Raw genomic sequence first — 10,022 nt, forward strand, 5'->3', positions numbered from 1 at the left:
CCGCGCGCCTAAGCTCCGACGTCGCCGAGGTCGCAAAGCGCCCGAAGAACCGGCCAGGCAGCCGCGAGCGATCGTCGATCACGACGCGCTGGATGGGCTCGATGCTGGTCTGATCTGGAACCATTCTACAAATATATAGCAGGCCAATCCGGAATCGCGAGTGCTTTCAATGCGCGTCAGGATGCGCCATATGCGCGATTGCGTGACCCTCATGCGTGCCCTCACCCTTCGAGACGCGCGTTCCGCGCTCATCAGGATGAGGGATGGGCAATTGGGTCCGCTGTAACAGCGACAACAAAAAAGCGCGGGGCTGGCCCCGCGCTTTTCATCACATCCGCGGTTTGGCGGAGGAAACCTACTCGTTGACCGCGGCGGCGCGATCCTGCTTGTCCTGCTTCTCGACGATGCGGGCCGACTTGCCGCGGAGATTGCGCAGGTAATAGAGCTTGGCGCGACGGACCTTGCCGCGGCGCACCACCTTGATCGAGTCGATCATCGGAGACATCACCGGGAAGACGCGTTCCACGCCCTCGCCATAGGAGATTTTGCGCACCGTGAAGCTCTCGTTGAGGCCGGAGCCGGAACGGCCGATGCAGACGCCTTCATAGGCCTGCACGCGGGTGCGGTCGCCTTCGACCACCTTGACGTTGACGATCACGGTGTCGCCGGGCGCGAATTCCGGGATCTGCTTGGTCGCGGCGAGCTTGTCGTATTGCTCTTTTTCAAGCTGCTGGATGAGGTTCATTGAAATCTCCATCGGCGGCGCGCCCAGCACCGGCGCGGGCTGCGCAAGAAATTCGGTCTATCCTGATTGCGGATTTGGGCGCTCCTATAAGGCAAAGCGGAGGCTTTGTCACCCGTCTGTCGTGTTTTTTGTGCCGCGCCGTGCGGCCCACAAATCCGGCCGCCTGGCCCGGGTCAGGGCCTCGGATTGGGCCCGCCGCCAGGCTGCAACCTTGGCGTGATCGCCCGAAGTGAGGATTTCCGGGATCTGGCGGCCCTCGAACTCCTGCGGGCGGGTATATTGAGGGTACTCCAGTAGTCCTTCGGAGAAGCTTTCGTCCACCCCCGAGGCCTGTTTGCCCATGACCCCCGGCAATAGCCGCACACAGGCGTCGATCAGGGCCATGGCGGCGATTTCCCCGCCCGAGAGCACATAGTCCCCGATCGAGACCTCCTGGAGCCCGCGGGCCTCGATCACCCGCTCATCGATTCCCTCGAAACGGCCGCAGATGACGAGGGGGCCCGGGCCGGACGCGAGTTCCGCGACCAGGGCCTGGGTCAGTGGCCGACCCCGCGGGCTCATCAGCAGCCGTGGCCGGTCCGGCGCGATGTCGGCCGCATCGATGGCAGCGGCGAGGATATCGGCACGGAGCACCATGCCGGGCCCGCCGCCGGCCGGGGTGTCGTCGACGCTACGGTGCCTGTCGGTCGCGGAATCCCTGATGTCCCGCGTTTCCAGCGCCCACAGGCCGGAGGCAAGCGCTCGGCCCGCCAGGCTAACGCCAAGCGGCCCGGGGAACATCTCCGGGAACAGGGTGAGAATGGTGGCGCGCCAGATCATGCTCGAATTATCGCCAAGGATTCGGGATCGTCATACGCGGGCCTGACCCGCGTATCCATCCTCTTCGAAGGATCACAGCTCCGGGCTGGTCCCGTCCTCGCCCTCGATTTCGCTGGGCAGTTCGACGATCACCCGTCCGCCTGCGATGTCGATGGTCGGCACGACAGCATTGGTGAACGGCAGCAGCATCGTCACACCTTGCGCCGGCGCGATCTCGATGATGTCGCCGGCGCCGAAATTATGGATCGCGATGACCTTGCCAAGCGGCTGGTCGGCGGTCGTGACAGCGGCAAGGCCGACCAGGTCGGCGTGGTAGTATTCGTCGTCGTCGGTTTCGGGCAATCGTTCGCGCGGAACGTACAGCTCGAGGCCGTTCAGCCGCTCGGCCTCGTCGCGCGTGGACACGCCCTTGAACGTTGCGACCAGATGGTCCTTGGCCTCGCGGACATGCGTCACCTCGAACTGGCGCGCGCCGTCCTTGGTCAAGAGCGGGCCGTAATGCTTCACGGCCAGCGGGTCTTCGGTGAAGGTCCAAAGCTTAACGGCGCCGCGCACGCCATGCGCAGCGCCGATCCGAGCAACGCAAACCGGTGCGGGCACCGTCGTGCGCCGAAAGGATTAAGCCGACTTCGCGGCGGCTTCGGCCTGAGCCTTGCGCTCCTTGCGCGGCACAGCCTTTTCCGGGTTGTTGCGCGCGGCGCGCTTGACGATGCCGGCGGCGTCGAGGAAGCGGGTGACGCGGTCCGACGGCTGCGCGCCCTTGGCGAGCCAGGCCTTCACCTTGTCCATGTCGAGCTTCAACCGCGCCTCGCTGTCCTTGGGCAGCAGCGGATTGAAGTGGCCGAGCCGCTCGATGAAGCGGCCGTCACGCGGGAAGCGCGAGTCGGCGACGACGACGTGATAGACCGGACGCTTCTTGGTGCCGGCGCGCGCAAGACGGATAACGACAGACATTTGGTTCTCCTGATGACTGATTTAATTGCAGTGATTGGTGAATTGATCGCGATTATTTCTTCTTCCCCGGAAGACCGCCGAGGCCCGGCAGTGTCGGCTTGCCGCTGAGGCCGGTGAGCCCCGGCAGATTCGGCAGGCCCTGGCGCAGGCCGACGGGAAGGTCTTTCGGCAGGTTCGGCAGGCCGCCACCGGGCGCGCCCTGCATCTTCTCGGCCAGCGCCTTCATCTCTTCCGGCGAGGGCGGCTTCATGCCGCCGCCAAAGCCCATCGCCTGCGCGATGCCGGCGAGCGGGCCGCGCTTGCCCGAACCCATGGCCTTCATCATGTCGGACATGTTCCGGTGCATCTTAAGGAGCTTGTTCACCTGCTCGACATTCTGGCCGGCGCCGGCAGCGATGCGCTTCTTGCGGCTGGCCTTGAGGATATCCGGGTTCTTGCGCTCCTGCCGCGTCATCGAATCGATGATCGCGACCTGGCGCTTTAATATCTTGTCGTCGATCCCGGCGGCGGCGATCTGGTTCTTCATTTTCGCAACGCCGGGCATCATGCCCATCAGGCCGCTGATGCCGCCCATGTTCGCCATCTGCGTAAGCTGCTCGCGCATGTCGTTGAGGTCGAACTGACCCTTGCGCATCCGCTCGGCGGTGCGCGCGGCCTTTTCGGCATCGATATTGGCCGCGGCACGCTCGACCAGCGACACCACGTCGCCCATGCCGAGGATGCGGCCGGCGATACGGCTCGGATGGAAGTCCTCGAGCGCGTCGGTCTTTTCGCCGGTGCCGATCAGCTTGATCGGCTTGCCGGTGACCGCGCGCATCGAGAGTGCGGCGCCGCCGCGGCCGTCGCCGTCGATGCGGGTCAGCACGATGCCGGTCAGCCCGACGCGCTGGTCGAACGAGCGCGCGAGATTGACCGCGTCCTGGCCGGTCAGGGAGTCCGCGACCAGCAGCACTTCATGCGGGTTGGCGACGGCTTTGATCTCGGCCGCTTCCGTCATCATCTCTTCGTCGAGCGTGGTGCGGCCGGCGGTGTCGAGCAGCACGACGTCGTAGCCGCCGAGCTTGCCGGCCTCGATCGCGCGGCGCGCGATCTGCGGCGGCTTCTGGCCGGCGACGATCGGCAGCGTCGGGATCTCGAGGTCGCGGCCGAGCACGGCCAATTGTTCCATCGCCGCCGGACGATAGACGTCGAGGGACGCCATCAGCACCTTGCGCTTGTCGCGCTGGACCATGCGGCGGGCGAGTTTGGCGGTGGTGGTCGTTTTACCGGAACCCTGCAGGCCGACCATCATGATCGGAACCGGCGGCACCGTATTGAGGTCGATGGTCTGGCCGTCGGAGCCGAGGGTGGCCACCAGTTCGTCATGGACGATCTTGACCACCATCTGGCCGGGGGTGACCGACTTGACGACGGTGGCGCCGACCGCCTGCTCGCGCACGCGGTCGATGAAACTCCTGACAACCTCGAGGGCGACGTCGGCCTCGAGCAGCGCGCGGCGCACTTCGCGCATCGCGGCATCGACATCCTTTTCGGTGAGCGCACCGCGCCCCGTCAGCCGATCAAGGATGCCACCAAGCTTTTCCGACAGATTGTCGAACAATGCCGTTGTCCTTTGTTGCGCCCGCAGGCACCTCAGTCACTTGCCGTCATACCCCGCGAAGGCGGGGTAGCCAGTACGCGGCGGCGTCTCGATTCCGGCCGAGCCGCTCCGGGTTACTGGATCACCCGCCTTCGCGGGTGATGACAACCTGGGTGTCCCGACGCAGAACGCCAAGACGATGTTCCAAACACTTTCGCGCCCGAGGGCGCACAGCGCTGTCGGGCGTTGACCTCCAGTCTCACGGACCGGGCGGCGGGTCGAAAAGAGCGAGCTTTCCGAGAAAGTGGCGGCGTTAAACCCCCGCTGGCGCCGAAAGTCAAGGAAAAGTCGGGTGACGTAATCCAAATTGAACCCGTAACGACATGAAAATACTTATGTTTCGATTATCCGTTCCGATTTATGTATTCCGCCATATAGATTTCAACGCCATTATCGCGTGATCAGGCCCGTGCCCATCACCCGTCGCCGCATCTTTGGACTGTTCGCCGGCGCTGCCGCCGTGATCGGCGTGCCGTCGGTTTGGATTACCCGCATGAAGACCTATGACGGCCCCATCTCAGATCATTTCGATGGCTTGCGCTTCTTCGATCCCAATGGCACGGCGCCGAAATCGCTCGGTGAGGTGCTGCGCTGGCAGTTCGGCGGCGAACGGAAGCGCGTGGACTGGCCCGACTGGGTGCCAAGTCTCTACGCCGATACGCCGCCGCCGCGGGTTGAGGGCGACAAGGTGCGGTTGTCCTTTGTCGGCCATGTGAGCTGGCTGATCCAGACCGCGGGCCTCAACATCCTGGTCGATCCGGTGTGGTCGATGCGCGCCTCGCCCTTCTCCTGGGCGGGACCGAAGCGGCACAACGATCCCGGCATCGCCTTCGAGGCGTTGCCTGACATCGATGTCGTGCTGGTGTCGCACGGCCACTATGATCATCTCGACCTCGCGACGCTGTCGAAGCTTGCGGCCAAATTCTCACCGCGCGTGCTCACGCCGCTCGGCAACGACGTCGCCATGCGCGAGGCGGACGGCGCGATCAAAGCCGAAGCGTTCGACTGGCAGGATCGTGTCGAACTCGGCAATAGCGTTGCCGTGACGCTGGTGCCGACCCGGCACTGGACGGCGCGCGGGCTGTTCGACCGCAACAAGGCGCTGTGGGCGAGTTTCGTGTTGGAGACGCCGGTCGGCAAACTCTACATCGTCTGCGATTCCGGCTATGGCGACGGTGGGCATTTTCGCCGTGTCGCTGACGCCCACGGCCCGCTGCGGCTCGCGATCCTGCCGATCGGCGCCTATGAGCCACGCTGGTTCATGCGCGACCAGCACATGAATCCCGCTGATGCGGTGAAGGCATTTGCCGATTGCGGCGCCGCGCAGGCGCTGGCGCATCACCACGGCACGTTCCAGCTCACCGATGAAGGCATCGATGCACCGACAATCGCGCTCGGCGAGGCGCTGGACCAGGCGGAAGTCCCGCGGGACAAATTCGCGGTGCTGAAGCCAGGGCAGGTGTTTGAGATTTAAGTGGTCGTCGATATGTGGGTCGTCGTCCCGGCCAAGCGAAGCGCGGAGCCCGGACCCACAACCACCGATCTTGATTATCGAGAAAACTGTCGCCCCAGCTTCGCCCAGCCACGCAATCCCGTGGTTACGGGTCCCGGGTCAAGCCCGGGACGACATCATCACCCATTCGGCTCGCCTATTGCTTCGGCTTGATCGCCCAGGACACGTTGACCGAAACCGACAGCGTCTCCTCGCCCGGTGCAACGGGAGCTGCCGTTGCCATGGGCGCTGTCATCTTGCCGCGGAAGAGGGGCGTCGGCGGTCCGCCTTCCGAAATGCTGAGGGCGTCGCCGAGCGTGACGCCGGCCGCCCTGGCGTAGATTTCCGCCTTGCGACGTGCGTCGGCGACGGCCTTTTCGCGTGCGTCGTCGAGCAGTTTGGAGGCCTGCGAAACCATGAAGCCGATACCACCGATCTCATTGGCGCCGGCGCCGACCAGGACATCGATCAGGTTCGCGATCTTGGTGATGTCGCGCACCCTGATGATCACACGATTGGTGGCGCGATAGCCGGAAATCGTTGCCGGCCCGGGTCGGCTTTGCGCCGATGGATATTGCGGCTGCAGCGACAATCGCGAGGTCTGGTAGTCCTTCTCCTCGATGCCGGCGCCCTTCAGCGCCGCCAGCACCTTGGCCATTGCGGCGTTGTTGATGTCGGACGCCTCGCGCGCAGTCTTGGCTTCCGACGTCACGCCGGCGTCGATCTCGGCCTGGTCGGGCACAGCCGAGATCGTGGCTTCGCCGTTCACGGAGATCGCAGGCGGCGGAACGGTCTGCGCGAGGGCAGGCGAAGCCGCCAGCGCCAGCGCCGCGAAGGCAACGAGCTGTTTCATTCGTTTCACTTCAGCGGCACGTAGACGTTGATCACCAGCTTGTCTTCCGCGGTCTTCAGCGGATCGGTGGTGTATTCCTCGATAAAGGTGTCCTTTGCCTCGAGTTTCTTGTCGTCGAGGTGGTTGGTGATCGCCTCGTAGGTGTTGTCCATGTTGTCGTAGGAGCCGCGGTGGACGAACTTCAGGGCCTTGCCGTCAGGCGAATTGCCCATGCTCATGTTCTTGCCGAGGTTTTTCACCTCCTGATCGACCGGGATTTCCGCGATGAAGGTGAAGCCGCTGTCGTCGGTCGAGGTGTAGACGATCATCGCATTGCCCGTCGCCTTGATGTTCTGCTTGTCAAGCACCGCCGTCAGCGCCTTCAGCGATTCGATCAGGGCGTCGAAGGCCGAGTCCCAGTTGGCGTTGCCCTTCATCATGACAACCTTCTTCGGCTCCAGCGTGAACTCCTCGCCGAAGGGATCGGCGGTCTGCACCGGCGCAGAGGCGGGCGGCGTCGGGCTCTGGGCGGCTGAAGGGGTGTCGGCCGGCGATTTGGTCTCGGCCGGCGGCGGGGCGGGAGAAGCGGCAGGTGCGGGCGGCACCGGCGAGGCCGCGGGTGCCGGCGAAGGCGAGGCCGTGGGAGCCGGCGCTTGCGCCAGCGCCGCGCTGCCCCAGGCGATGGCGATTGCCGGGACCAGTGCCACCACGGCGCCGCGGAAACCATTGAATCGAATCATCTTGATATTCTCCATCCCCATCCCGAGCGGCCGTCTTTTGTCCCGGCTGACGTCCGCAAGGCGCGATAGTCCTAACACGCAAGTTCCGCTTTCGTCCCATGACACTTGCGCCATGGGCGGCCGCGGGCGCGGAATGAATAGCGTCGTTTCGCGACATCATTCCGCTGCATCTTTCTGTCTGAGCGGGATCTTTTTCGGAAATCGCCGTCGCTCTGCGCGTGCCGCCTTCCGGGTCCGGACCATGCTCTGGCCAATTCGGCTTTATTCGCCATATAAGGCAGGCATAAATTGGGAAATTCCATGAGCGCGCTCGCCAACCACGCATTCGCCAAGATGAACGGCATCGGCAACGAGATCGTCGTGGTCGACATGCGCGATTCGAAGGCGGCGGTGACGCCGGACGACGCGCGCGCGGTGGCCACCCCGGCCGGCGTGCCCTACGACCAGCTCATGGTGCTGCAGCCGCCGCGGCTGCAGGGCACGGAAGCCTTTATCAAGATCTACAACAATGACGGCTCGGAAGCTGGCGCCTGCGGCAACGGCATGCGCTGCGTGGTCCGCCGTGTGTTCGAGAAGACCGGACAGACCACGGCCACCTTCGAGACCCGGGCCGGGCTGCTCAATTGCTGGCAGGGCCCGGCGCCCGATCTCTACACCGTCGACATGGGCGCGCCGAAGTTCGGCTGGCAGGACATTCCGCTCGCCGAGGAGTTTCGCGACACCCGCTATATCGAATTGCAGATCGGGCCGATCGATGCGCCGATCCTGCATTCGCCCTCGGTCGTCAGCATGGGCAATCCGCACGCGATCTTCTGGGTCGAAGACGTCAACGCCTATGACCTTTCCCGCTTCGGGCCGCTTCTGGAAAACCATCCGATCTTCCCGGAGCGCGCCAACATCACGCTCGCCCATATCGTTGATCCCGATCACATCACGATCCGGACCTGGGAGCGCGGGGCGGGCCTGACCAGGGCTTGCGGCTCGGCGGCCTGCGCGACCGCGGTGGCGGCGGCGCGGCTGAAGCGCGCGGGTCGCACCGTCGAGATCACGCTGCCCGGCGGCAAGCTCATGATCGAATGGCGCGAGCGCGACGACCACGTGCTGATGACGGGGACGGCGACCTTCGAATATGAAGACCACTTCGATCCGGCGCTGTTCGCCAGCGCCAGCGTCACCTGAGATGACCATCGACGTCGTCACCTTTGGCTGCCGCCTGAATGCGTTCGAATCCGAGCTGATCCGGCACGAGGCGGAGAACGCCGGCCTTGCCGATACCATCGTCATCAATAGCTGCGCGGTCACCAACGAGGCGGTGGCGCAGGCGCGTCAGTCGATCCGCCGGTTGAAGCGTGAGCGCCCCGAAGCGCGCATCGTCGTCACCGGCTGCGCGGCGCAGACACAGGCGCAGATGTTCGCCGAGATGGCCGAGGTCGATCGCGTCATCGGCAATGATGAGAAGACGCGCAGCGCAGCCTGGCGCGATGCGCGCGCCGCGTTCGATGCGGGCCTTGGTGTCGCGGCAAGCGAGAAGATCGCGGTCGCCGACATTATGGCGGTCAGGGAGATGGCGCCGCATCTGCTCGAAGGTTTTCAGAAGGGCCTGCCGCGGGTGTTCGTGCAGGTGCAGAACGGCTGCGATCATCGCTGCACCTTTTGCATCATCCCGTTCGGCCGCGGCAATTCGCGTTCGGTGCCGATGGGAGCGGTGGTCGACCAGGTCCGCGCGCTGGTCGAACGCGGCCATGTCGAGATCGTGCTGACCGGTGTTGACCTCACGAGCTATGGCGCCGACCTGCCGGGTACGCCCAGGCTCGGCACATTGACCCGGCAGATCCTGAAGCACGTGCCGGAGTTGATGCGGCTGCGCATCTCCTCGATCGATTCCATCGAGGCGGACCGCGACCTGCTCGATGTCATCGCCGATGATGACAGGCTGATGCCGCATCTGCATCTGTCATTGCAGTCCGGCGACGATCTGATCCTGAAGCGGATGAAGCGGCGGCACTCGCGGCAGGACGCGATCGAGTTCTGCGCGCAGGTGCGGCGGCTGCGGCCGGACATGGCGTTCGGCGCCGACATCATCGCGGGCTTCCCGACTGAGACGGAGGAGATGTTTGCGCAGTCGCTGGCCCTGGTCGAGGAATGCGATCTGACATTTTTGCACGTGTTTCCGTACTCCAAGCGTCCGGGCACGCCGGCGGCGCGGATGCCACAAGTGGCCAGCGGCGAGATCAAGCAGCGCGCGAAACGATTGCGCGAAGTGGGGGAGATGGCGTTGTGCAAGCGGTTCGCCGCCGAGATAGGTTCAACGCGTCACGTCTTGATCGAGAGCGACAGGCAGGGCCGCACGGAGCACTTTCTGCCGGTTGCGATCAGCGGCGAGGCACCGGGCGTGGTGCAGGCGCTTGCGATTGGCGGCCATGATGGGACGCGTCTTCTTCCTTCTCCCCTTGTGGGAGAAGGTGGCGCGGACGAAGTCCGCGACGGATGAGCGACTATCTGGATTGTCAAGTTGCATTGGCGTATTGGATGCGCGCATCGCGTGCTTTTGCGTTGAGGATGACGAGCAGTTTGCGGGCGAGGGCGATGCGGACCACCATTTTTTCCTTGCCGGCCTTGAGCAGCCTATCGCGGAAGGCTTGCAGCTTCCGATCGTAGCGGGCGGCAATAGCGGCGACCAGGAAGAGGATCGAGCGGACGCCGGCGCGGCCTCCGCGGGTGGGTCGCTTGCCCTTTCGCTTGCCACTGTCATTGGCGGTCGGAGCGAGGCCGACGAGCTTGGCAATGGCTTTGTTGGAGAT

At 64.6% G+C, this 10,022-nt stretch carries 11 protein-coding genes; 3 read left to right on the forward strand and 8 right to left on the reverse strand.

Features of this window, described 5'->3' with window-relative positions; genetic code table 11:
• Window positions 1-355: 355 nt before the first annotated feature.
• The 5 genes from rplS to ffh form a co-directional block, all read right to left on the reverse strand.
• Window positions 356-745: a 50S ribosomal protein L19 gene (gene rplS, locus K288_RS0117725; RefSeq protein WP_027580760.1), complete on the reverse strand. Its 390-nt coding sequence runs from the start codon at window positions 743-745 to the stop codon at window positions 356-358.
• 108 nt (window positions 746-853) lie between these two features.
• Entirely contained in the window at window positions 854-1,564 is a 711-nt protein-coding gene (gene trmD, locus K288_RS0117730; protein ID WP_027580761.1) for a tRNA (guanosine(37)-N1)-methyltransferase TrmD, read from the reverse strand.
• A gap of 72 nt (window positions 1,565-1,636) precedes the next feature.
• The gene (gene rimM / locus K288_RS0117735) at window positions 1,637-2,164 is read right to left on the reverse strand and encodes a ribosome maturation factor RimM (RefSeq protein WP_027580762.1); all 528 of its coding nucleotides are present in this window, start codon (window positions 2,162-2,164) and stop codon (window positions 1,637-1,639) included.
• Window positions 2,165-2,182: 18 nt separating this feature from the next.
• The gene (gene rpsP, locus K288_RS0117740) at window positions 2,183-2,518 is read right to left on the reverse strand and encodes a 30S ribosomal protein S16 (protein ID WP_027580763.1); all 336 of its coding nucleotides are present in this window, start codon (window positions 2,516-2,518) and stop codon (window positions 2,183-2,185) included.
• Window positions 2,519-2,570: 52 nt separating this feature from the next.
• Window positions 2,571-4,118 (reverse strand): signal recognition particle protein, encoded by a 1,548-nt coding sequence (ffh, locus tag K288_RS0117745; RefSeq protein ID WP_027580764.1) that lies wholly within the window; start codon window positions 4,116-4,118, stop codon window positions 2,571-2,573.
• 448 nt (window positions 4,119-4,566) lie between these two features.
• Here ffh and K288_RS0117750 point away from each other — a divergent pair, with 448 nt between their 5' ends.
• Window positions 4,567-5,631 (forward strand): MBL fold metallo-hydrolase, encoded by a 1,065-nt coding sequence (locus tag K288_RS0117750; RefSeq protein WP_027580765.1) that lies wholly within the window; start codon window positions 4,567-4,569, stop codon window positions 5,629-5,631.
• Window positions 5,632-5,806: 175 nt separating this feature from the next.
• On the opposite strand, the gene K288_RS0117755 is transcribed toward K288_RS0117750, so the two are convergent.
• Window positions 5,807-6,502 carry an SIMPL domain-containing protein gene (locus tag K288_RS0117755; RefSeq protein ID WP_027580766.1) on the reverse strand — a complete coding sequence of 232 codons (696 nt, stop codon included), beginning with the start codon at window positions 6,500-6,502 and terminating at the stop codon, window positions 5,807-5,809.
• Between the two features lie 5 nt (window positions 6,503-6,507).
• A complete protein-coding gene (locus K288_RS0117760; RefSeq protein WP_027580767.1) occupies window positions 6,508-7,221 on the reverse strand; it encodes a GyrI-like domain-containing protein in 714 nt (237 codons plus the stop codon).
• Window positions 7,222-7,521: 300 nt separating this feature from the next.
• Between K288_RS0117760 and dapF the strand changes: the two genes are divergently transcribed.
• Both dapF and mtaB read left to right on the forward strand, forming a co-directional pair.
• The gene (dapF, locus tag K288_RS0117765; RefSeq protein WP_027580768.1) at window positions 7,522-8,400 is read left to right on the forward strand and encodes a diaminopimelate epimerase; all 879 of its coding nucleotides are present in this window, start codon (window positions 7,522-7,524) and stop codon (window positions 8,398-8,400) included.
• A gap of 1 nt (window position 8,401) precedes the next feature.
• On the forward strand, window positions 8,402-9,712 hold the full coding sequence (gene mtaB / locus K288_RS45815) for a tRNA (N(6)-L-threonylcarbamoyladenosine(37)-C(2))-methylthiotransferase MtaB (protein WP_051334592.1): 1,311 nt from the start codon (window positions 8,402-8,404) through the stop codon (window positions 9,710-9,712).
• Between the two features lie 16 nt (window positions 9,713-9,728).
• Here mtaB and K288_RS0117775 read toward each other — a convergent pair.
• Window positions 9,729-10,022: transposase (locus tag K288_RS0117775; protein WP_027580769.1), on the reverse strand; the 294-nt coding region annotated here is incomplete at its 5' end.

It is taken from the genome of Bradyrhizobium sp. Ai1a-2, assembly GCF_000426245.1.
Classification (GTDB): Bacteria; Pseudomonadota; Alphaproteobacteria; order Rhizobiales; family Xanthobacteraceae; genus Bradyrhizobium.